Raw genomic sequence first — 1,333 nt, forward strand, 5'->3', positions numbered from 1 at the left:
CCCGTTCTTATGATGGCTTTACCGGATCGCTTGAACAGCTTCGGGACTGGTTGAAAGAGAACCGTGTGACCCATGTTGCCATGGAGAGTACGGGTGTCTACTGGAAACCTGTTTTCAACGTATTGGAAGAAGATTTTGAGGTCATTCTGGTCAATGCGCGCCATATCAAGAACGTGCCCGGGCACAAGACCGACAAGAAGGACAGCAAGTGGATTGCCAAGCTGCTGCTTTGCGGGTTGTTGAAAGGCAGTTTTATCCCACCAAAGCCGATACGGGAGATGCGCGACCTGACCCGTTACAAGCGCAAAATAATCAACCACGTAGCTTCGGAAAAAAACAGGATCCAGAAGATACTCGAAGATGCCAACATCAAACTCTCGAGTGTGGTCAGCGACATGGGTGGGGTCGTGGCCACCAAGATCGTCAACGCACTGGTTGATGGAAATGAAGATGTGGATGAACTTGTAAAGTTCCGCCACGGGAAAATGCGCTGTAGCAAAGAAGAACTTGCGGCGTCCCTAAGGGGGAAATTGTCTTCCCACCACCGGTTTATGCTTCAGTCCATCAGGGAATCGATCACCGATAAAGAACGGCTGATTGCCAAACTGGATGGCCAGATTGAAAAGATGCTCAGGGAGAATGAACTGGAACTTGATGCAAAACTTTTGGAGACGATTCCCGGGGTAGGCAAAGACGGGGCCGCTTACATTCTGGCTGAGATAGGCAATGATATGGAGAGGTTTCCCAATGAACAGCATCTGGCCTCCTGGGCGGGGATGAGTCCGGGCAGCAATGAATCGGGCGGTAAAAAAAAAGTAGCAGGAGCACCCACGGGGACAAATATTTAAAATCAGTACTCACACAGTTTGCCTGGGCGGCAACACGGACCAAGAAAACTTATCTGAGGAGCAAGTATGATAGTCTGGTAGGAAGAAGAGGTAAAAAAAAGGCGCTGATAGCAGTGGGACACAAGATCCTGATAGCGGCCTACTTCATCCTGAAGGACAAAACAGCATACAAAGAACTCGGTGCAGAATACTTGGAAAGCCGGAAGAAGGACAGACAGATCCAACATCACCTGGACAGACTCAGGGAACTTGGAGTTGAAATAAATAGGGAAATGGTAGCATAAAAGAACAAAGGTCGTTTTTTACTGGAGGTTGAAACATCGTTGTGAAAGCAGCGAAACCCCGTAGATGAAATTGACATCAGGCGCTAAGCACACAGGAGTATTGCCGCGAGCATGAATATGAAAATTTAACTTCTTAGCGTTTTCTTACCCTTACCTAAAAATATAAAAATGAAGTGACAGAAAAATTATAAACATATGAAA

Annotated in this window: 2 protein-coding genes; both read left to right on the forward strand. The window is 47.0% G+C overall.

Annotated features, from left to right (window positions below; genetic code table 11):
• Window positions 1-848: IS110 family transposase (locus J2X69_RS24750; RefSeq protein ID WP_310109553.1), on the forward strand; the 848-nt coding region annotated here is incomplete at its 5' end.
• A 113-nt stretch (window positions 849-961) separates the two neighbouring features.
• The gene (locus tag J2X69_RS24755; protein ID WP_310109556.1) at window positions 962-1,132 is read left to right on the forward strand and encodes a hypothetical protein; all 171 of its coding nucleotides are present in this window, start codon (window positions 962-964) and stop codon (window positions 1,130-1,132) included.
• Window positions 1,133-1,333: the final 201 nt, after the last annotated feature.

This window comes from Algoriphagus sp. 4150 (assembly GCF_031457395.1).
Classification (GTDB): domain Bacteria; phylum Bacteroidota; class Bacteroidia; order Cytophagales; family Cyclobacteriaceae; genus Algoriphagus.